This window comes from Nocardia exalbida NBRC 100660 (genome assembly GCF_000308575.1).
Taxonomy (GTDB): Bacteria; Actinomycetota; Actinomycetes; order Mycobacteriales; family Mycobacteriaceae; genus Nocardia; species Nocardia exalbida.
This window is the reverse complement of sequence record NZ_BAFZ01000058.1, coordinates 32,784-53,286: the sequence shown is the minus strand read 5'-3', so window position 1 is coordinate 53,286 and position 20,503 is coordinate 32,784. Positions and strand designations below refer to the sequence as shown.

The 20,503-nt window shown below is 69.8% G+C and carries 18 protein-coding genes; 12 read left to right on the top strand and 6 right to left on the bottom strand.

Annotated features, from left to right (window positions below):
* Positions 1 to 13 precede the first annotated feature (13 nt).
* Positions 14 to 3,040, bottom strand: a complete 3,027-nt coding sequence (locus tag ON29_RS37470) for a tetratricopeptide repeat protein (RefSeq protein ID WP_051175164.1) — start codon at positions 3,038 to 3,040, stop codon at positions 14 to 16.
* A 105-nt stretch (positions 3,041 to 3,145) separates the two neighbouring features.
* On the opposite strand from ON29_RS37470, the gene ON29_RS13435 reads away from it, so the two are divergent.
* The 5 genes from ON29_RS13435 (at position 3,146) to ligD (ending at position 7,143) form a co-directional block, all read left to right on the top strand.
* On the top strand, positions 3,146 to 3,379 hold the full coding sequence (locus ON29_RS13435; RefSeq protein WP_040866579.1) for an NfeD C-terminal domain-containing protein: 234 nt from the start codon (positions 3,146 to 3,148) through the stop codon (positions 3,377 to 3,379).
* A gap of 19 nt (positions 3,380 to 3,398) precedes the next feature.
* The gene (locus tag ON29_RS13430) at positions 3,399 to 4,499 is read left to right on the top strand and encodes an SPFH domain-containing protein (RefSeq protein WP_040866578.1); all 1,101 of its coding nucleotides are present in this window, start codon (positions 3,399 to 3,401) and stop codon (positions 4,497 to 4,499) included.
* 32 nt (positions 4,500 to 4,531) lie between these two features.
* Positions 4,532 to 4,933, top strand: coding sequence for a cold-shock protein (locus tag ON29_RS13425; RefSeq protein ID WP_051175182.1), 402 nt, complete (start codon positions 4,532 to 4,534; stop codon positions 4,931 to 4,933).
* A gap of 126 nt (positions 4,934 to 5,059) precedes the next feature.
* Positions 5,060 to 6,145, top strand: a complete 1,086-nt coding sequence (locus ON29_RS13420) for an ATP-dependent DNA ligase (RefSeq protein ID WP_217999159.1) — start codon at positions 5,060 to 5,062, stop codon at positions 6,143 to 6,145.
* Positions 6,142 to 7,143: a non-homologous end-joining DNA ligase gene (gene ligD, locus ON29_RS13415; protein ID WP_040866577.1), complete on the top strand. Its 1,002-nt coding sequence runs from the start codon at positions 6,142 to 6,144 to the stop codon at positions 7,141 to 7,143. The genes ON29_RS13420 and ligD overlap by 4 nt, the downstream gene beginning before the upstream one ends.
* 9 nt (positions 7,144 to 7,152) lie before the next feature.
* Here the strand turns inward: ligD and ON29_RS13410 are convergent, their stop codons facing one another.
* The 3 genes from ON29_RS13410 to ON29_RS13400 all read right to left on the bottom strand — a co-directional run bounded on the left by ON29_RS13410 (position 7,153) and on the right by ON29_RS13400 (position 10,086).
* A complete protein-coding gene (locus ON29_RS13410) occupies positions 7,153 to 7,908 on the bottom strand; it encodes a DUF4190 domain-containing protein (protein ID WP_157172765.1) in 756 nt (251 codons plus the stop codon).
* 386 nt (positions 7,909 to 8,294) lie between these two features.
* Positions 8,295 to 8,957 (bottom strand): TetR/AcrR family transcriptional regulator, encoded by a 663-nt coding sequence (locus ON29_RS13405; protein ID WP_040866575.1) that lies wholly within the window; start codon positions 8,955 to 8,957, stop codon positions 8,295 to 8,297.
* Positions 8,941 to 10,086 carry an acyl-CoA dehydrogenase family protein gene (locus tag ON29_RS13400; protein ID WP_040866574.1) on the bottom strand — a complete coding sequence of 382 codons (1,146 nt, stop codon included), beginning with the start codon at positions 10,084 to 10,086 and terminating at the stop codon, positions 8,941 to 8,943. Before ON29_RS13400 ends, ON29_RS13405 begins: the two co-directional genes overlap by 17 nt.
* A gap of 352 nt (positions 10,087 to 10,438) precedes the next feature.
* On the opposite strand from ON29_RS13400, the gene ON29_RS13395 reads away from it, so the two are divergent.
* The 3 genes from ON29_RS13395 to ON29_RS13385 all read left to right on the top strand — a co-directional run bounded on the left by ON29_RS13395 (position 10,439) and on the right by ON29_RS13385 (position 13,342).
* Positions 10,439 to 11,371: an alpha/beta fold hydrolase gene (locus ON29_RS13395; protein ID WP_040866573.1), complete on the top strand. Its 933-nt coding sequence runs from the start codon at positions 10,439 to 10,441 to the stop codon at positions 11,369 to 11,371.
* A gap of 107 nt (positions 11,372 to 11,478) precedes the next feature.
* The gene (locus ON29_RS13390) at positions 11,479 to 12,909 is read left to right on the top strand and encodes an SDR family NAD(P)-dependent oxidoreductase (RefSeq protein WP_040866572.1); all 1,431 of its coding nucleotides are present in this window, start codon (positions 11,479 to 11,481) and stop codon (positions 12,907 to 12,909) included.
* Between the two features lie 46 nt (positions 12,910 to 12,955).
* Entirely contained in the window at positions 12,956 to 13,342 is a 387-nt protein-coding gene (locus ON29_RS13385) for a DUF2784 domain-containing protein (protein ID WP_040866571.1), read from the top strand.
* A 9-nt stretch (positions 13,343 to 13,351) separates the two neighbouring features.
* On the opposite strand, the gene ON29_RS37035 is transcribed toward ON29_RS13385, so the two are convergent.
* Positions 13,352 to 14,908 carry an alpha/beta fold hydrolase gene (locus ON29_RS37035; protein ID WP_083863457.1) on the bottom strand — a complete coding sequence of 519 codons (1,557 nt, stop codon included), beginning with the start codon at positions 14,906 to 14,908 and terminating at the stop codon, positions 13,352 to 13,354.
* A gap of 572 nt (positions 14,909 to 15,480) precedes the next feature.
* Between ON29_RS37035 and ON29_RS13375 the strand changes: the two genes are divergently transcribed.
* The gene (locus tag ON29_RS13375) at positions 15,481 to 16,821 is read left to right on the top strand and encodes a CoA transferase (protein WP_174371815.1); all 1,341 of its coding nucleotides are present in this window, start codon (positions 15,481 to 15,483) and stop codon (positions 16,819 to 16,821) included.
* Between the two features lie 64 nt (positions 16,822 to 16,885).
* Here ON29_RS13375 and ON29_RS13370 read toward each other — a convergent pair whose 3' ends face one another.
* The gene (locus ON29_RS13370) at positions 16,886 to 17,461 is read right to left on the bottom strand and encodes a TetR/AcrR family transcriptional regulator (protein WP_040866570.1); all 576 of its coding nucleotides are present in this window, start codon (positions 17,459 to 17,461) and stop codon (positions 16,886 to 16,888) included.
* A 117-nt stretch (positions 17,462 to 17,578) separates the two neighbouring features.
* Here ON29_RS13370 and ON29_RS13365 point away from each other — a divergent pair, with 117 nt between their 5' ends.
* From ON29_RS13365 to ON29_RS13355, 3 genes are read left to right on the top strand one after another with little or no spacing between them, the layout of a single operon-like run.
* Positions 17,579 to 18,631 (top strand): nucleoside hydrolase, encoded by a 1,053-nt coding sequence (locus tag ON29_RS13365; protein WP_040866569.1) that lies wholly within the window; start codon positions 17,579 to 17,581, stop codon positions 18,629 to 18,631.
* Complete coding sequence (locus tag ON29_RS13360; protein ID WP_040866568.1) at positions 18,628 to 19,512, top strand: amidohydrolase family protein; 885 nt, start codon at positions 18,628 to 18,630, stop codon at positions 19,510 to 19,512. Before ON29_RS13365 ends, ON29_RS13360 begins: the two co-directional genes overlap by 4 nt.
* Before the next feature lie 23 nt (positions 19,513 to 19,535).
* Positions 19,536 to 20,498, top strand: a complete 963-nt coding sequence (locus ON29_RS13355; protein WP_040866567.1) for an endonuclease/exonuclease/phosphatase family protein — start codon at positions 19,536 to 19,538, stop codon at positions 20,496 to 20,498.
* Positions 20,499 to 20,503 lie beyond the last annotated feature (5 nt).

Here is a 20,503-nt window from a genome sequence, read left to right as displayed (position 1 = left end):
CGAGCGCCTGGCGTCAATCCCCGGACCGACCCCGCCAATACGCGAGGGTGTCCTTGGTCCGGATGGTGGCGGCGTGATTGGGGCCGAGGGCCCGCAACTCCGCGACCAGCAGAACCTCCAGTTCCGCGACCGCGCGGTCGAGGTCGCCGTGGCGGGCGCGGCAGCCCGCGAGTTCGTTACGGGTGCCGAAGGTGTCCGGGTGATCCGGGCCGAGCACCCGTAACCGGTCGCCGAGCAGTTTCTCCAGGTCGGTGATCGCGCCCTCGAGGTCACCGCTGTCGGCGCGGTAACCGGCCAGCCTGCCGCGGGTGAGCAGCGTGTCGGGGTGGTCCGGGCCGAGCACCCGCAGACGGTCGTCGAGCAGGCGGATGAACTCCGCGCCCGCACCGGCGAGATCACCGCTGCGCGCGCGGAACGCCGCGAGGTTGTTGCGTGCGCCGAGTGTGTTGGGATGATCGGCGCCGAAGACGCGCAGATAGTCGGCCACGAGTTGCTCGAACTCGGCGCGGGCGCCGTCGATGTCGCCGCTGTCGGCCCGCCAGTACGCCAGGCTGTTGCGGGTGCGCAAGGTGTCCGGATGGTCGGGGCCGAGCACGCGGTCGCGGTCGGCGCGCAGCTGTTCGAAACGGGCGATGGCCCCGGCGAAATCGCCGACGTCGCCGCGATTGGACGCGAGATTGTTCCTGGTGCGCAGGGTTTCGGGATGGTCGGGGCCGAGCAGGCGCAGCTGGTCGGTGAGCAGTCGTTCGAATTCCTCGCCCGCACCGGAGTGGTCACCGCAGCGGGCGCGGTAGCTGGCCAGCCTGTCGCGGGTGTCCAAGGTGGCCGGGTCGTCGGGGCCGAAGACCCGCAACCGGTCGGTGAGCAACTGTTCGAAATCGGCGATCGCGCCGACCAGGTCGCCGCTCTCGGCGCGGTGGAAGGCCCGCCGTTCCCGCGTGGTGAAGGTGTCGGGATGATCCGGTCCCAGCGACTCGACGAAGTCCGGCGCCCACGCGGCCCACAGGTCGCGATCGTCGGCCGATCTGCCGGTCTCCAGCTTCGTCAAGAAGTCGATGGCCAAGGCGGAATCACCGTAGGCCAGGCAGTGGCGTACGGCCGCGCCCCGCGCGTAGTCGGCGGCCCGGTCACCGTCGTCGGCCTGGATCGCCGCGACGAGGGCGCGGTGCGCGTCCGCGATGCGCACACCGGAACGACGGCATTCCGCCTCCAGCGCGGGCAGGAACGCGCTGTGGGTGACACCGAGCGACTCGCGAACGGTGCCGGGATGACTGCGGGTGATCAAATCGCCGAGATTGACGGCGATATCGCGGATCCGGGCGGCGCTGAGGTCGACACCGAGCGACAACAGCGCCGAATCCAGCAGCTCCAGCGGCAGCACGGGCCCGACTCCCGCCGCGGCCAGCAACCCGAGCAGGTTCGCCGTGTCGCTCGCGGTCGCGGGATCGGCCCCGCGCAGCGCGGTCTCGATCCGCAGCGCGATGACCCGGTCCAGACCGATCCCGGACGCGACCGCGCCGTCGGTCAATCTCGAGGCCACCTCCAGCAGGATGCGCGCCACCAGCCAGCCGCCGGAGACCACTCGCGAACCGCTCGCGTCGGTCGGGGTCTCGGCCAGCAGCCGCTGGATCCAGCCGATCCAGTCGACCGGGCCGACCGGCGCCGTTCCGCGCGCCGAGTCCACCACGGCGGCGATGTCGTCGGCCGCCGGTTCGGCGACATCGATCCGGTACATGTGCGCCAGTCCCGGATCGTCCTCGACACCGGTGCCGGGCCGGATGCCGACGATCACCCGGACGTGCCGCAGATCTTCCCGGCGGGTCAGATCGGCGATCGCGGCCACCAGCAACCGCCTGGTCCCCTCCTGCGGCTGATTCAATCCGTCGAAGACCAGGGTGACCCGCCGGCCCGCGGTGGACAGGCGCGCCAGCGGGCGACGCACCAGGATGTCGAAGATGTCGAACTCGTCCCTGGGCCGGTGCGCCCGCGCCGCGCGCGCCGCCTCCCGGAAGCCGGGTAGTCGTGCGTCGAGTTGCGCGGCCAGTTCCGAGGCGACCGACTCCACCGAGCTGTTCACCGTCAAGAACACCGCGGCGGTGATGTAGTCGGGGGTCACGGCGAGTCCGTCGACCAGGCTGGGGCGGATCAGCATGGCCAGCAGCGTGGACTTGCCGACGCCGGCGGGCCCGAGCACCGCCCGCAGCCGGTGGCTGCCCGCGTCGATGATCGCGTCGAGACGCTCGCGCACATCGGGCGTCAACAGCAGACGCCGGGTCAGCTGGTCGACGAACCCGGCGGCGGAACGTCCGCTCACCGCGTCGCGGTGGCGGGCGGTGTTCGGCACCAGCCACAATCCAGGGTCGACGCCCTGCGTCGTGGACACCGCGCCGGAACTGAAGGACAGATGCTGCGGCTGCTGATGGGTGCACTGCCCGGCGATCGGATCGACCAGGTCCGAGGGCAGCAGGTTCTCCCCGCGCAGCGGTAGGCCCAGGTCGAAGGTGGCGAGCATGGTACGGGTGAAGCAGCCGGAGTACGCGGGACCGTCGCCCGAGGCGACCAGCAGTTCCATCCGGCCGCCCGACTGCGCCAGCAGATCGGTCCACCGGCGCGCGGCGCCCTGCACACCCTGACCTGCTTCGCAGGCGTCGACGAGCAGCACAAGCCCGTCGAGCGCGGCGCGGTCGAGCCGCTCGCGGATCTCCTGGGTCAGGTGGAACGCGTTGTGCGAGGTGGGTTCACCCGGTGAGTCGTGGCTCAGCAGGTAGAAGTCCTCGGCAGTCGTCGCCACGCCGTGGCCGATGAAGCCGAGCAGCAGGGTGGCCTGCCGCTGCGATGCCGCCGCGAAGGCCGTGTCGACGGCGGTGAACAATTGCGCGGCAGTGGGATTGAGCACCGGGCCGTCGACATCGATCGCGGGCCGCCAACCTCCCGCTTCGGTCAGGCTCCCGTACAGCCCATGGGCGAGTTCCTCGGTGAAACCCAATTCTCCCAGCGCCGCGCATTCCGACCCCACCACCAGCGCCAGCCGTCCTCCCATGCAAGAAACATACCTGCGCCCCCGCGGCGGTCCCGCCCGGCCGATATCGAAAGGTGCTGTGCGAGACGTAGGCTGACGGGCGGATCGTCGGAAGGAGATCCTGGGATGATCGACCCGGTGGTGGGGTTGACGGGTACGCTCACATCGCCGATCCGGGGCGCCGGGACGCTGGGCGAGGTCCTGGTCGCTATTCGAGGGGGAACCGAGCTGTACATCGCACAGTCCACCGAGCCGATCCCGGCCGGTGCGGCCGTGCTGGTCATCGCGGTCCATCCGGGGCGCGTCGTCGACGTCGTCCCATGGATTCCGCTCACCCCGGACGCGGCCGGACAAACCTGAAAAAGTAAGGGAGACAGACGTGCTGGGTTACCACGTGCCGGACCCGGACGAGGCGATGCTGGTCAGCGGCGCCAAGAGCCGCGACAACGCGCCGTTCAAGGTGGTCATCGGGCGCGGCGCCTGGGCGGTTCCGCTGTTCCGGAAAGTCCGCTACCTGTCGCTGGCGATGTTCGAATCCGAGATCAAGGAGCGCTGCGTCACCAAGCAGGCGATCCAGCTCGACGTCCGCGCGGTGATCGCGTTCAAGGTCGCCAACGACACCCAGTCCATCGTGAACGCCGCACAGCGGTTCCTCTCGGAGCAGGAGCGGGAGATGTCGGTGCTGACCGGGCGCATCTTCTCCGGGCACCTGCGGTCGATCGTGGGCTCGATGACGGTCGAGGAGATCATCCGGGAGCGCCAGAAACTGGCCGACGAAGTACTCGTCGCGTCGAAAGTCGAGATGAGCAATATCGGCCTGTGGGTCGATTCCTTCCAGATCCAGTCCATCGATGACGGCAACCTCGGCTATATCGCCGCGCTCGCCGCGCCGCACAATGCCGCCGTGCAGCGCGACGCGCAGATCGCGCAATCGCAGGCCGCGCAGGCGGCGGCGCAGGCCGAGCAGGAATCCCAGCGCAGGCAGGCGGAATATCAGCGCGAGACGGCGATCCTGCGCGCGCAATACCAGCGCGATATCGACAAGGCCAACGCGGAGGCCGCGCAGGCGGGCCCGCTGGCCGAGGCGATGGCGTTGCAGGAGGTGCTCACCGCCCAGGCCGAGCAGGCGCGCAAAGAGGCCGAGTTGCGGGAGCAGCAGTTGCAGACCGAGGTCGTGAAACCCGCTCAGGCCGAAGCGGATCGGGTGCGCATCCTGGCCGAGGCGGAGGCCGACCGCACCCGCATCCAGGCCGCCGCGGCCGCGTCGAACAACCGGATCGCGCTGGATCAGTTGTTGATCGAACAACTGCCGGAAATCGTGAAGCAGGCGTCGAACGGGCTGGCGAACGCGAATCTCACCGTGCTGAACGGACCGGACGGAGTGGGCGAACTGGTGAACGGAATGGTCGGTCAAGGACTGACCGTTTTCCATTCGTTGCAAAAGGCGCTTTCCACCGACGGCGGCGAAAACGCGGGTTAAAGTTGCCCGGTAGCGACGGCGACGAGGAGCGGGTGTTGGTGTCCATCGGGAAATTGGTGTCGTTCGACAGCTCTCGGGGATTCGGATTCATTCGGCCGGAGGACGGTGGACCGGACGTGTTCGTCCACGTCAACGACATCGGCTTGGACGAGGACGAGTTGCGGCAGGGGCGGGTGTTCGAATTCGAGGTGACCGAAGGCGACCGCGGACCCAAGGCGGTCAATCTCAACGTGGTCGGCGGATCGTCCGCGCCCCCGGCGCGGTACAAGGGAAAGGACCGGCCGGGTTCCGGACCGCTCACCGTCGCCGAGCACAAACGCCTGATCACCGAACTGCTCCTGGACGCGAGCCCCGCGCTCACCGCGGGCGAGATCCTCACCATCCGCGACCGGCTCACCGCGTTCGCCGACCAGCAGGGCTGGCTGGAGAACTGAGCGGCGAACTCCGCGATCCTGTCGGGGCGCCCGCCTACGATCGAGCCGAGACCACGGCCACAGACCGATGAGTTCGCTCGGCGCGCACCGTCGGTATGGGTGAGGATCGAACCCGAGGAGGATCGCGTGGATCTACCGGTTCTGCCCCCAGTGCGGCCGATGCTGGCCAAAACCGCACCCGCGGTGCCGCGCGAGCCGGGCCTGAGCTACGAACCCAAATGGGACGGTTTCCGCTGCATCGTGTTCCGCGACGGCGCCGAAGTGGAGCTCGGCTCGCGCAATGACCGGCCTCTGACCAGGTATTTTCCCGAGGTCGCCGAGTTGCTGAAGCAGGCGTTGCCGGACCGCTGCGTGGTGGACGGCGAGATCGTGGTGGTCACCGAGCAGGGTTTGGATTTCGACACCTTGCAGAACCGCCTGCACCCGGCCGCGTCCAGGGTCGCCAAGCTGGCCGTGGAGACGCCTGCCAGCTTCGTGGCCTTCGATCTGCTCGCGCTCGGCGACAAGGACCTGACCGGCGAGCCGTTCACCGAACGCAGGCGGCTGCTGGAGACGATCCTGGACACCGCGCTCGCGCGCGTCCACCTCACGCCGATCACCCACGACCCCGACGTGGCCGAGGACTGGTTCACCCGTTTCGAGGGCGCCGGATTCGACGGCGTGATGGTCAAGTCCGACGACCTCGCCTACCTCCAGGACAAGCGGGTGATGCTGAAGGTCAAGCACGAACGCACCGCCGACTGTGTGGTGGCGGGTTTCCGCTGGCACAAGGACGGAGCGGGGGTGGGTTCGCTGCTGCTCGGGCTCTTCGACGACGAGGGCCACCTGCATCACGTCGGCGTGGCCAGCAGCTTCACCGCGGCGCGGCGCAGGGAACTGGTCGAGGAGCTGGCGCCGTTGCGGGAGAACGCGCTGGACGATCACCCTTGGCGGCAGTGGGCCGATGCGGCGGCGCAGGCGGCCGCGGACGGCAAGATGCCCGGCGGCGTCAGCCGGTGGACCGGCGGCAAGGATCTGTCCTGGGAGGCGCTGCGGCCGGAGCTGGTCGCCGAAGTCCGCTACGAGCACGTGCAGTCGGGCCGACTGCGCCACGGTGGCAGGCTGGTGCGCTTCCGGAGCGACCGGACCCCGCAGTCGTGTACCTACGCGCAGCTCGACGAAGTCGCGCCGGCGGAATTGAGCATGTTGTTCGGCGAAGGCGGGGCACGATGACCGAGTCCGTCGACATCGAGACCGACAGCCGCACCGTCACGATCAGCAATCCGGGCAAGATCTATTTCACCAAGCGCGGTGAGACGAAACTCGATCTGGTGCGCTACTACCAGGCGGTCGCCGAACCGTTCCTGAATGTGGTCGGCGGCAGGCCGCTGCTGCTGGAGCGCTACCCGGACGGGGCATCGGGCAAATCCTGGTTCCAGAAGCGGGTGCCGAAATCCGCACCGGAGTGGCTGCGCACGGTGGAGGTGACCACGCCGAACGGCACCACCAGCGACGCCCTCGTCGCCCACGATCTCGCCCATATCCTGTGGGCGGTGAATCAGGGGTGCCTCGGATTCCACGTCTGGCCCAACCGCGCCGACAATCTGGAGATCGCCGACGAACTGCGCATCGACCTCGATCCCTCGCCGGGCATCACCTTCGCCGACCTGCGCCGGGCCGCGATCCGCACCAGGGATCTGCTGGCCGAACTCGGCATCGAATCCCGAGTCAAGACCTCCGGCTCACGCGGCTTGCACCTGTACTCCGCGCTGGAGCCGAAGTGGGACGGCTATCAGGTGCGCGCCGCCGCGGTGGCGCTGGCGCGCGAGTTGGAGCGCCGGTACCCCGAGGACATCACCGCGCAATGGTGGAAAGAAGAACGCGGCAACCGGGTGTTCATCGATTTCAATCAGAACGCTCCGCACAAAACGGTTTTCGGCGCGTGGTGCGTGCGGCCGAAGGTCGGCGCGCAGGTGTCCACGCCGATCGGCTGGTCCGATCTGGATTCGGTGGTGCCCGACGACCTGACCATCGCGACCGTGCCCGCGCGCTACGCCGAATCCGGCGACCCGTGGGCCGACCGCGCGCCGCAGTCCATCGCCCCGCTGCTGGAGATGTCCGAACGGGACATGGCGGCCGGACTCATGGACGCGCCGTGGCCACCGCAGTACCCGAAGATGCCCAACGAACCGCCCCGGGTGCAGCCGAGCCGCGCGAAGAAGCCCGAATAGCGTCGACGGCTACTCGGTCCACAGCACCCATGTGCCGCTGCGGCCGCTGACTTCGCACACCAAGGCCCGGCCGTCGGCGGTGCGCCCGGTCTTGGCGCCGGAGGCGTCGCACTTCGAGCCCGCCTGCTGCACGGCGGTCGCCACCACGTGCGGGCCCGACCACTGGTTGCCACCGGCGGCGGCGAGACAGATCAGCGTGCCGCCGGTGGCGGCGCTGCCGATCTTGCCGAGCTGGGCGTCGGTGCACGGCGCGCCCTTCGTGACCGATTCCTGGCTCTCCGCCGGCGTGGTCGTCACCGCGAGGCTGGGTGCGGCGGCCGTGGTGGTCACCACCGGACGCTCGACGGTGGTGGGAGTCGAGGCGACGGGCGCGGGCCCGAGCGAGGCCGTGCGGTTGGTCACGTCCGGTAGCCAATTGCTCGTCAACAGGATGAATCCCGCCACCGCGGCGATCTCGGCTACGCCGAGCAGCAGCGCGAACATCGCCATGACTCGGCCGCGGGGATGGCTGAAGGCGATGAAGCCGAACACGATGGCCACGGGGAACAACCCGAGCAGGGCCGCCACCAGGGCGATGATCGCGTACGGATTGACAATCGGCGGGATCTCCACGCGCAGCCGTCCGGTCCGGCGGCGGCTCGGCGGCTCGGGCCAGCGCTCGTCCTCGTCGTCGGGCCAGCGGCCGTCGGGCTCCGGCTCCGTCCAGCGGTCCTCCGGCTGCGCCTGCGGCCAGCGATCCGTTTCACGCCGTTCTGCCCGTGTCATCAAGGTCCTCTCCACACCACCACACCGCGCAGGAACCTCGGACTATCCGGACCCGCCCCGATATACCGACACAGAATAGGACGCGCACCGCGAAAAGTTGATCCGAAGTCTCCGGCAATTTGTGATCCGCCCGTGATAACAAACTTCGCGCAATGCCCGCCGATCTGTTAGCCGAGGAGCACGCTGCCGACCGGCGGCCTGCGTGGGCACGACCATTCGAAGGAGCGGTGGTGTCCGATAAGACGACGTCGAGCGGCCCGGGCACCCTGACCGGCATGGCGGGGCCGGTGATTTGCTCGAGGACAATTCCACCCTGCGGGGCCTCGTATTGCGCGCGTTCGGCGGCGCCGCGTGGCGTGCACGCCGACGGTGACCCGCGGCGCCGTTCACTGCCTGCGGTCGACTTTGGGCAGCGATTCGGTGACCAATGTCAGCAACATGTCGCACAGCAGGTCGTGTACCTGCTCGCGGGTGAGCGTGCCGCGGGTGATCCATTCCCGGCCCGCGACCTTCACCAGCCCACCGTAGGCACGCACCATCGCGCGCAGTTGGGCATCGTGGGCCGAATGGGCGAGGCCGACCATCAGCAGCAGGCGCTCGGCCGCCGCGTCGTCGGCCGCGTCCAAAATCTGCTGCACCTCGGGATCGTCTCCGACCCCCTCGTGGCTGGTCACCTTCACCCAGGTGCTGCCGTGCTCGGCGATGGTGTCCAGCAACCAGCGCACGCTGGCGTCGACCCGCTCGCGCCAGGAGCCGGTGGGCACGGCCATGTTGTCGAGCCTGGGCAGCGTCACCATCCGCCGCACCACCGCCAGGTAGAGATCGCGCTTGTTGCCGAAATAGTGGTTGATCAGACCGCGGGCCACACCGGCCCGCTGCGCCAGTTCGGCGGTGGAGACGGCCGCGTACGGGCGTTCGCCGAACATGTCGATCGCACAGGCGAGAATCTGCGCGCGCCGCTCGTCGGGCTCGAGCCTGCGGCGGCGCGGTAGCGCCGGATCGGCGCCACCGTCCGCGGTCGCGCTCGTGGTGTCAGAGAGACCGGGCAATGAGATCCTTCATCACCTCGTTGCTGCCCGCGAGGATGCGCAGGACGCGGGCACCGGTGTAGAGCTGGGAAATCGGATACTCCGTCATGTAGCCGTAGCCGCCGAACAGTTGCAGGCAGCGGTCCACCACGATACCGAGCTGATCGGTCAGCCAGTACTTCGACATGGCAGCGCTGGGAATATCGAGTTCGCCGCGCAGGTGCTTGTCGAGACAGTCGTCGAGGAAGGTGCGGGAGACCTTGGTGATGGTCGCGCACTCGGCGAGCTCGAACTTGGTGTTCTGCATGGCGAACAGCGGCTTGCCGAATGCTTCGCGGCCCTTGGTGTAGTCGACGGTGAGCTGCACCGCCTTCTCCATCATGGCGACCGCGATGATGGCCGTGACCAAGCGCTCCTGCGCGAGCATCTGCATCATCTGGTAGAAACCCTGGCCCTCGGCCTCGCCGAGCAGGTTGGACGCGGGCACGCGCAGTCCGTCGAAGAACAGCTCGGCGGTGTCCTGGGCCTTGCCACCGATCTTGTTCAGGATGCGCCCGCGTTTGAAGCCGGGGGTGTCGTCGCCGACTTCGGCGAAGATCAGCGAGACTCCGGCCGCGCCCTTGGTCGGGTCGGTCTTGGCCGCGATGATGATGCCGTCGCAGAGCCAGCCGTTCGTGATGAAGATCTTGGAACCGGTGATGACATACTCGTCGCCCTCCCGGACCGCACGGGTCTTGATGTTCTGGAGGTCGGATCCGGTGCCCGGTTCGGTCATGCCGATGGACAGCACGATCTCGCCGCTCGCGGCCTTGGGCAGCACGCGCCGCTTGAGCTCTTCGGAACCGAACTCGTACAGGTACGGCGCGATGATCGAGCTGTGCACGGGGATGCCCATCGACCCGTCGCCCGCGCGCGCCTGCTCCTCGATGATGGCGGCCTCGTGCGCGAAGGTGCCACCGCCGCCGCCGTATTCGGCCGGAATGGCGGGGCACAGCAGGCCGAGTTCACCCGCCCGGTTGTACAGGGCGCGATCGGGGTGCCCCTGGGCGACGAATTTCTCCTCGTGCGGCACGACCTCCTTCTCGAAGAAGGTCCTCGCCAGGTCTCGTACCGCCTCGACCTCGTCGTCACTCCACGCCGCGCGTGCCATCGCTCGATCCTTCGCTCGCTCCGGTCCGGTCTCGTCACCGGTTACGCCCCAGATTTCCGGACTATTGGCGAGTTGTCAACAAGCGTCGCGCACCGTTGCGAGAGCGCTCCGCGGGCGGGCCGGACCTCCGTTGCCGCCAGGGGATTTCGAGGCCCGGCGGCGAGTCCGTGCGGTGGCCCTCCGGCGCGGGCGGCGAGGTCGCATTCCCCCGTTGGTGAGCTGCGCCATATTCGGGCGTTTTACCTTTCCCTCGATGGGTCAATTCTTCGTACTGTCCGTATCGGAATCACTGACGTCGGGCACGGCGGCGACGTGCCATCGGATCGGTAGCCGGCAGCGAAGGGGTAACGACATGGCCGAACTGCTCGACAGCACCGAAACGCCCCGCCCGGACCGCACCTGGACGGTCGACCGGGACGGCGCCGATCTCGCCGTCTACGAGTGGGGTGACCCCGCCGCAGAGCCCTTGGTGCTGGTGCACGGCCTCACCGACACCCACCGCGTGTGGTCGACGGTCGCGGCCCTGCTGACCGACGGCTTCCGGGTGATCACCTACGACGTACGCGGTCACGGACGTTCGGCCACACCCGCGGCGCTGTCGGAGTATCGCCTCGGCCTGCTCGCGGAGGACTTCTTCGCGGTGATCGATGCCGCCAGCCCGCGCAGGCCGGTGCACACCTGCGGCCACGGCTGGGGCGCCGTGCAACTGTGGGAGGCGGTCTGCGACGAGCGGGCCAACACCCGTATCGCCTCGTTCACCGCGATCGCCGGACCGAATCTCGATCATCTGGGTCTGTGGCTGCGCGCGCTGGCGCCGCGCGCCGGACGCGAACTCGGCGACCTGGGCTGGTGGCTGCGCGGCGCGCGCTGGGCGCTGACGCCCGGCCCGATCGTCCGCAGGCTCTACCCGCCGCGGGTGCGCGGGCTGCTCGTGGGCCGGCTCGGCGGTCTCGCGCCGGTGCCCGCGCGCGTCGCGCCCACCTGGCGCACCGATCTCGTCGCCGGTGCCCGGATCGCCCGGGCCAATCTGGTGCACCACCTGGGCAAGCCGCGGGTGCGGCGGACGGCGGTCCCGGTCCAGCTGCTCGTCGACACCACCGACCCGTTCGTGCCCGCCGCCGTCTACGACGCCTCCACGCGCTGGGTCGACAAGCTGTGGCGCTGCGCCGTTCCGGCGAATCACTGGCTGCCGATCACCGAGCCACTGCTGGTCGCCGAAGCGGTCGCCAACTTCGTCGACGACCTGCGCGCCGACCGGGCGGCCATCTCCCCGCGCAGCAGCTGACCGACGCTTCGAGCGGGCGTGGGCGACCGGGCGACCACCCGGCAGGCGGGGTTTGCGACAATGGGTCGGTCGTCTGCCCAGCTCGATGAAGGATGTCCCCCGCCCCGATGGCCGAAAGCATGATCGATCCCGAGGAGCTCGCGACCTGTCTTCGGGTCCTGGAGCAGGCCGGAACGCTCGAAAAGGATCATCCGGACTCGGTGGCCGTGCAGCGGGCGGTCGGCCACATGTTCAAAAAGCTCAAGCAGCGCCGCCGCACCGAAGCGCGCGCGGCGGTCTCGGCCGCCGACCGCGCGGTGGTCGCCGCCACCGCGACCGGATCCCCGAACCGGATCGATGACGAGACCGCGGGCATCCCGATCAGCTCGGCCACCGACGGAGCCAGCGCGGGCACGCTGCTCCGCGCGCGCCCCTGCTACATCTGCAAGCAGCGCTACACCCAGGTCGACGCTTTCTACCACCAGCTGTGCCCGGAGTGCGCGGCGAGCAGCCACACCAAACGAAACGCCCGCACCGATCTGACGGGGCGGCGGGCGCTGCTCACCGGCGGCCGCGCCAAGATCGGCATGTACATCGCGCTGCGCCTGCTGCGCGACGGCGCGCACACCACCATCACCACCCGCTTCCCCAACGACGCCATCCGGCGTTTCGCGGCGATGGACGACAGCGCGGACTGGCTGCACCGGTTGCGCATCGTCGGCATCGATCTGCGTGATCCGGCTCAGGTGGTCGCCCTGGCCGACGACGTCGCCGCCCAGGGCCCGCTGGACATCCTGATCAACAACGCCGCGCAGACGGTGCGCCGCTCCCCCGGCGCCTACAGTGCCCTGGTCGACGCCGAATCCGGACCGCTGCCCGCGGGCGCGCTGCCTGAAGTGGTGAGCTTCGGCAAGACCATGCAGGCCCACCCCACCGCACTTACCGCGTCGCTCACCCCGGCGCTGACCGCCGCCGACGTAGCCGAGCTGGCACTGGTCGCGGGGTCGGCGACGCCGGAACGCATCGCGCGCGGCGTCGCGATCGACGCGGGTGGCCTGGTGCCCGACCTCGCGCACACCAACAGCTGGGTGCAGACGGTCGCGGAGGTGGATCCGACCGAGCTGCTCGAAGTGCAGCTGTGCAATTCGGTCGCGCCGTTCATCCTGGTCTCCCGCCTGCGCCCGGCGATGGCCGCCGCCGGGGCCCGCCGGAAGTACGTCGTGAACGTCTCCGCCATGGAAGGGCAGTTCTCCCGCGCCTACAAGGGCCCGGGGCACCCGCACACCAACATGGCCAAGGCGGCGCTGAACATGTTGACCCGCACCAGCGCCCGCGAGATGTTGGAGCAGGACCGCATTCTGATGACCGCGGTCGACACCGGCTGGATCACCGACGAGCGACCGCACTACACCAAGATCCGGCTCGCCGACGAGGGTTTCCACGCGCCGCTGGACCTGGTCGACGGCGCGGCGCGCGTCTACGACCCCATCGTGCAGGGTGAGAACGGCACCGATCTGTTCGGCTGCTTCCTCAAGGACTATCAGCCCTCCCCCTGGTAGCGGTCGATCCGGGCTCCGTCACGCGGCGGAGGGCTACCCTGGAGGCGTGCTCTACCGGCTGGCAGCCGACGCCACCGCCGTCACGCATTTCGCCTTCGTGGCCTACGTGGTGGTCGGCGGATTCCTCGCATGGCGCTTTCCGCGCACGATCTGGCTGCACCTGCTCGCGGTCTGCTGGGGGTTCGGCACGATCGTGGTCGGTTTCGACTGCCCGCTCACGCATCTGGAGAATTGGGCGCGCGAGCACGCGGGCCGGGAGCGGCTGCCGTCGAGCGGATTCATCGACCACTACCTCACCGGCGTGATCTACCCCGAACACGCGCTCGGGTTGGTGCGCGCAGTGGCGGCCGCGCTGGTGGTGGCGTCGTGGATCGGTTATGTGTGGGCGCAGCGCCGGCCCGCCCCGGCCGCCCGTGTGCACGCACCGCGCTGACGCCGGTGCTCAGGCGCCGAGGTGGCGCGCGACGAAGCCCGCCACCTCCGTGACGTGCTCGTCCAGGTAGAAATGGCCGCCGGAGAAGGTCGCCCGGTCGAATCCTCCGCTGGTGTGCGCACGCCATTCGTCGGCCTGCTCGGGTCGCATCGTCGGGTCATCGGTGCTGACCAGCGCCGCGATATCGGCGCGCAGCGGCTCCCCCGGCTGGTATCGGTAGGTCTCCACGGCTCGGTAGTCGGCGCGCACGGCGGGCAGCACGAGTTCGGCGAGGCCCGGCTCGGCGCGCAGCAGCTCGAGCGGGGCGGGATCCGCGGCCAGCCGCACCAGGTCATCGATGAGTTCGGCGTCGGAGGCCAGGTGCAACCGCTGCGTCTCCTCGAAGGTGGGTGCCGGACGGCCGGATACGAACAGGGTGGCCACCGGCTGCCCGGCACGCTCGAGCCTGCGCGCGGTCTCGAACGCCACGGTCGCGCCCATGCTGTGCCCGAACAACGACAGCCGCGCGATCCGGCCCTGCGCGAGCACCGCCTGGGCGATCCGGTCCGCCAGCGCGACCAGGTCGGTGATCGGGTCCTCACCCAATCGGTCCTGCCGTCCCGGATACTGCACCGCGAGCACCGCGACGCCCACCCCGCACCGTTGCGCGAGATCGCGGTATGCCGTGGCCGACCCTCCGCCGGGCGGAAAGCACAGCAGGTGTTGCCGCGCGACCGTTCCGGATCGCAGCGTCCGCAACCACTCCGAGTCGGTGCTGCCGCCTGCCACGTTCGGTCTCCCTTCGCCGTCGTCGTCCCACCGCGCGGCCGGACCAGACCACGGTAGTCGCCTCGGTCGAGTGCGGGAGCTTCCTGATGCGGCGGTCCCGAGGTCGGCCGCGGTGTTGTCGCTGACGGTGAGCGCGAAGTACGCCGCGTCGCGCAGACTGAGCTCGACGTCGTCGGCGCAGCCCGCGGTGCCGACGCCGCCGAGCCGATCCGCCGCCCGCGCCCGCACCCGATCCGCGGGATCCAGCTGCCCCGCCACCACCTGCCTGGCGAACTCCAGGACCAGCGGCACCTTCACCACCGAGGCGAGCACCACCGGCTCGTCCGCTCGCGTACCCGCTTCCGCGCCACAGTCGACGCACTGGGCATGAACCCACCCCTGCACGCTTGCGGTCCGAAAGATCTCCTGCACCGATGCAGCATCCCCGTCCCGGTGGGGCGGGTGGCGACGCGTCGTGACTCCCGCGGCGACCGCGTCCGCCGTCGCCGCCGTGAGCGCGGCCTCGAGTTGCGCCACGCGCAATCGCGTCGCTTGGTCGTGGCCGGCGTTCCCGAGCGACGCGCGCTCCGCGGCGAGGTCCTGGATCTCCCGGAGGTACCCGGCGTTCTGGGCGTCCTGCACGGCCATCAGTTCGTAGTCGCGTTCGATCGGCGCGCGACGAACCCGGTCTGGGAGCAGAGCGGTGCGCGGACGCATATCGATCCCGAAGACCGGAACACGCTCCCGCGCTGCGGAGTTCTCTTTCGTCCTGGTCGTCGGCACCGTGTATTCCGCGCTCCCGGCATAGACGTTCGTCATCGTCTCTCGACCTCACATATCGGTGCCGCGGCATTCCTCTGCGGCCGGCCATGCTCTGCCTGTCTTCGCACCCGAAGGAAAGGTCATCGGATCCGCGCGGCGTCCCGCGCCGACTGCTGCCGTGCAGCCTGGGGATATGCTGGCCCATTCCGCGCGGTCCGGCGCGTGTCATTATCCTCACTGGCGAGAAACCCTCTCGGACAGCTCTTTTCACGCCGCGCGAGCCCGAGATTCGCCCGGCCTCGATACCGCGAGATCGTGGGTCTTCCCCGAAGGTCTCGGACCCGTCAGCACCTCATCCGCTACCCCGGGAACACGCGTCCGCGATCACGCGGTCGCCGCCCGAGCGCCCGCGGCGGTCCGGCCCGGCCGAACGCGACGGCCGGTCGACGACAGCGTCGCCGCATCGGCGCACGGCGCACCGGTGCGCGGAGCCGACGCGTCTTCGAGCCGAATCGCCGCAGGTGGCCGCGGGGAGCGGCGCGGCGGACGGAAGTAGCGTCCTTCGCGCATGCCGGGCCGGAGGGACCACGCCACGCGAGTTCCCAGGAGCGGCAACTAGGCTGAAGCGAGTGAACACGCACGCACGGCTCGTCCAGGACTACGAGGCCGGTATAGGTGTCACCGCCTCGAACATCTCCCCCGCGCCCGATCCGGGTAGCAATCTCGCCGCGACATTACCGGTCTGGGCACTGGCCGCCGGTTCGATCGCGGCGCTGACCACGGCCGCGAACCGCATGCGGACCGCACGCGGTCTCGGCCCGGTGGCGCATCGCCTCGATCCCGCCCGCATCACCGCGGCCTTCTCCAGCGAGCGTCTGTTACGCATCGGCGGCCGGATGCCGACACCGTTCGCCGATCTTTCCGGCTTCTTCCCCACCTTCGACGGCTGGGTTCGCACGCACGCCAACTATTCGCATCACCGGGCGCGACTGTTCGCCACGCTCGGCCTGCCCGACTCAGCGCCGGTCGACCTCGCCGTCGCCCAGATGGCCATGATCCGCGCCTCGGACCTGGAGGAGCAGGCCGCCGCGCACGGGGCCATCGCGGTGCGCGTCCGCACCGAGGAGGAATGGGCCGCGAGCCCGCAGGGACAGGCCGCCGCGGCGGGTCCGCTGGTCGCGATCACCGACCGCCCCGACCGCGGGGAGACCGGCTTATCGGCGGGCGCCGCGCCTCTGCAACCCCTGCGGGGGGTGCGGGTGCTCGATCTGACCAGGGTGATCGCGGGACCGGTCGCGACGCGCGCGCTGGCGTTGCTCGGCGCCGAGGTGCTGCGCGTCGACCCGCCGCAGCTGCCGGAGATCTCCTGGCAATTCGCCGACACCTGCCAGGGCAAACGCTCGACGCTGGTGGACCTGCGCGCCCACGGTATCGATGATCTGGTCGCCGCCGCCGACGTGCTGATCACCGGATACCGGCCGGGCGCGCTGGAGCGGGCCGGGGTGCGAGCGGCCGCCCGTCCCGGGTTGATCCACGGGCGGGTGTCCGCCTGGGGTGAAGCCGGTCCCTGGGGTGAGCGTCGCGGTTTCGACAGCATCGTGCAGGCCGCGTCCGGCATCTCGATCATCGAGGGTGCGCCCGCCGTGCCGGGGGCGCTGCCCGCGCAGGCACTCGACCACGCGTCGGGTTACCTGCTCGCCGCGGGCGTGATCGACGCCCTCGTCGCGCGCAGCGACGACGGAATCGGGCGGGACGTACGAGTGGCCTTGGCGCGCACCGCGTCCTGGCTGCTCGACGCGCCGGACCGCACACCGCGTCACCCAAAGCCCGCGATGCCCAGCGCGGCGCATGTGGTCCGGCACGGACAGGTCGTCACCGCGCCGCCCGTGCTGGCCGAGTACCCGGATTACGCCTCGCCCGCGCCCGCCTACGGCGCGGACCATCCGGCGTGGCCGCTGCCGACGCACTGACCGTCCCGGCGGGAGGCCGCGGAGATCGTCCGCGGCCTCCCGCCGGGCGGCTGCCGAGCCGGCACTAGATCTCCACCCCCGCCAGCGCGGCGACCGCCTGCGCCAGGCGGTCACCGTCCGGCAGGTTCGCCTCCGGAGCGATGGTCTGGAGTACGCCGAGTCCCTGGACGAGCACGAAGTACAGTTCGGCGATCGCCTCGGCCTGCTCTTCGTTCAGCTGCGGGTGCGCCTGCCGCAGCGCGTCGGCCATGTCCCGGTAGGCGCCGGGCAGACTCTGCGCGAAGAACTCCTGCGACTCCGTCGAGCGCGCGACGCGCACCAGGTTCTCCATGCTCGCCAGCATGCTGTCGCGGTTCTCGGTGAATACCGCGGGCATGCCGTTCCACATGGCGGCGAACGCCGCCAAGGGCGCCGAGCCGCTGCCCTCGCGAATCTTCGCCTCCATGTTGTCGCCGATCGCGGTGCCCAAAGCGTCGCTCAGCGCTTCGGTGATCAATTGGTCCTTGGAGCCGAAGTGGTAGCCGATCGCCGCCAGGCTCACACCGGCCGCCGAGGCGATGTCGCGGGCGGTCGCCTTGGCGATGCCTCGCTCGACGATGACTTTCCGTGCTCCCGCCAGCAGATCCTCGCGATTTCCCATACCCACAGGCTACAACGTCTCAGACAAACGTACTAGACGTATGTACTACCTGCTGCGACCGCCGAGCAATCGGCACCTCGCCGCGGGCCCGGCATCCGGGCTCGCTAGTCTCGTGCCGTGCGGCAGAAGATCATCCTGGACGTCGATACCGGCATCGACGACTCCCTGGCGCTGCTGTACCTGCTCGGCTCCCCCGAGGCCGAGATCGCCGGTATCGCCGCCACCGCGGGCAACGTTCCGGCGGCGCAGGTGGCGGCGAACAACCTCGCCTGGCTGGACGTCTGCCGCGCGCCCGTGATCGAAGTGGCGCTCGGCGCCGCCGATCCCCTGGCGATCCCGCTGCGCACCACCGAGGACACGCACGGACCCCATGGCATCGGATACGCCGAACTTCCCCCGTCCGCTCGCCGGCTCTCCCCGCGATCGGCAGCGCTGATGTGGGCCGAGCTGGTGCGCGCCCACCCCGGCGAGATCGTCGGCCTCTGCACCGGGCCGCTGACCAATCTCGCCCTCGCGCTGCGGATCGAACCGGATCTGCCGCTGCTGCTGAATCGCCTGGTCATCATGGGCGGCGCGTTCAACCATCCGGGCAACACCACGCCCACCAACGAGTGGAATGTGCACGTCGACCCGGAGGCCGCCAAAGAGGTCTTCGACGCGTTCGCCGCGGCGCCCGCCGAGCGCAGGCCGATCGTCTGCGCGCTCGACATCACCGAGACGATCGAGATGCGACCCGAGCACCTGGTCCGCCTGGCCGAGCGGGCGAAAAGCTATCCGGTGGAGGTCGTCTCGCCCGCCGACCCACCCGAGGCCCGATCGGCCGCGAGCAATCCGATCGTCCGCCACGTCACCGATGCCGTGCGGTTCTACTTCGACTTCCACCACGGGTACGACCTGGGGTATCTGGCCCATATGCACGATCCGTTCGCGGCCGCGGTGGCGCTGGACCCGGCGCTGGCCCGCACCCGTCCGGCGACGGTGGACGTGGAGCTCGCAGGCACCCTCACCCGCGCGACCACGGTCGCCGACTGGGCGGGCATGTGGGGCCGGGAACCCAACGCCGACATCGTGATCGGCACCGACCCGGAGCTGTTCTTCGAACGACTGATCGCCCGGGTCGGCGACCTCGCGCTGACGGTGCACCCGCCCGCGGCGCAGGAGGTCCGATGACCGCCGCCGACGACGCGACCTACCTGTCCGCCTTCCGCGCCGGGCTGGGCCTGCCCGGCATCATCGACGTGCACACCCATTTCATGCCCGATCAGGTGATGCGGAAGGTGTGGGCGTACTTCGACACGGTCGGGCCGCTGACCGGCCGCACCTGGCCGATCACCTACCGCGACGACGCCGAGGTCCGGTTGAAGACTCTGCGCGACTTCGGCGTGCGCGCGTTCACCGCGCTGGTGTACCCGCACAAACCGGACATGGCGGCGTGGCTCAACGAATGGGCCGCCGACTTCGCCGCCGGCACCCCGGATTGCCTGCACACCGCCACCTTCTTTCCCGAGCCGCAGGCGGCCGGTTATGTCGGCGAGGCGGTCGAGCGCGGTGCCCGCGTCTTCAAAGCGCACGTCCAAGTCGGCGGATACCACCCGGGCGACCCGCTGCTGGATCCGGTGTGGGGCCTGCTGGAGGACGCGCGCATCCCCATCGTCATCCATTGCGGTTCCGGCCCCGCGCCCGGAACCCACACCGGCCCGGAGCCGATCGCCGGTGTGCTGCGGCGCTTTCCGCGGCTGCGGCTGATCATCGCGCACATGGGCACGCCCGAGTATTCCGAATTCCTCGACCTCGCAGGCGATTACGCGGAAGTGCGGCTGGACACCACGATGGTGTGGACCGACTTCTCCGAGGCCGACGCTCCGTTCCCGGCGCACGAGCACGGCAGGCTGCGCGCCTTCGCCGACCGCATCCTGTTCGGCAGCGACTTTCCCAATATCCCGCACTCCTACGGTCATTCGATCGAGGCGCTCGAACGGCTCGAACTCGGTGACGACTGGATGCGTCAGGTCTGCTACCGCAACGCGGCGACGCTGTTCGGTATCGAGTGAACGGACGTGCTCGGGTATCGGACGTGATCTCGAAGCCGGTTCTGCTCGGCATCCGTCTGCTGGCGTGGGCTGCGGCTCTGGCCGCCGTCGCTGGGATCGTCCTGCACTTCAGCGGGTCCTCGTCTCGAATACTGATTCTGGCGGCGTCGGGCGCGCCGTATCTGATGGGTTCCGCCGTCCTGGGTGCGGTCGCCTTCGTCGCCATGCGGCACCGGATCGGCGCGGGAGTCGCGATCGTGGTCGTCGCCATCGCGACGTGGACGCAAGCGCCGCTGTATGTCGGCCACCCGGACGACGGGGACGGACACACCGTGACCGTGATGCAGGCCAATCTCCTGTTCGACGGAGCCGACCCCCGGGCGCTGGTCGACGAGGTGCGCGCACGCAACGTCGCTGTGCTCACCGTGAACGAGCTCACTCCCACGGCGGTCGAGGATCTCGGCCGGGCAGGTCTCGATCAAGTGCTGCCATACCGTTTCCTGTCGCCGGGAAGAACCGCGACCGGGACGGGAATCTGGAGCGGCCATCCCCTGTCGGAAACCGTGGAGTACGACGGCTTCGTCTTGAACCAGCTCTCGGCGACCGCGGAGATCCCGGGCGCCGGGCCGGTCACGGTGTACGCCTTCCACCCGGTACCGCCGGTGTACGGGACGCGCGTCTGGGCCGACGAATTGTCCCGGCTGCGCGGCATTCTCGACCGATCGCCCGCGAATCGACCGGCGATCGCCGGCGGCGACTTCAACGCGACCTACGATCACCGGCAGTTCCGTGCGATGCTCTCCGGCCGCTTCGGCGACGCCACCGAACAGGCGGGCGCCGGGCATCTGGTCACCTATCCGACCGATAAGCGCTGGCCGCCCCTGGTCGGCATCGACCACATTCTCGTCGCAGACGGTCGCGCGGTCGCTGTGGAGACCGTAGACCTCCCGGGAGCCGACCACCGCGCGCTGGTGGCGCAGGTCCGCTTGCACGGAAAGCAACGGTAAGCCAC